Annotated in this window: 1 protein-coding gene; it reads left to right on the top strand. The window is 53.1% G+C overall.

Annotated features, from left to right (window positions below):
* Positions 1-39: 39 nt before the first annotated feature.
* Positions 40-254 (top strand): NADH-quinone oxidoreductase subunit NuoK (nuoK, locus tag QP437_RS10210; RefSeq protein ID WP_285267757.1); only part of this gene is annotated, 215 nt, incomplete at its 3' end.

Genomic DNA, 254 nt, shown 5'->3' with positions numbered 1-254 from the left:
TAAAGACGACAGCGCGAAAAGAAAAACGGAGGAGCACGCATGATCCCCTTACAACATGGACTGATCCTCGCGGCAATCTTATTCGTTCTTGGCTTAACCGGTCTGGTTATCCGTCGCAATCTGCTGTTTATGTTGATTGGTCTGGAAATCATGATTAACGCCTCCGCGCTGGCCTTTGTGGTCGCCGGAAGCTACTGGGGTCAGACCGACGGTCAGGTGATGTACATTCTCGCCATCAGCCTCGCGGCGGCAGA

The sequence above is a fragment of the Haemophilus sp. UMB1048 genome, assembly GCF_030218125.1.
Lineage (GTDB): Bacteria > Pseudomonadota > Gammaproteobacteria > Enterobacterales > Pasteurellaceae > Haemophilus_D.
Note: the sequence above shows the minus strand (reverse complement) of the source record. Positions and strands in the feature narration are given on the sequence as shown.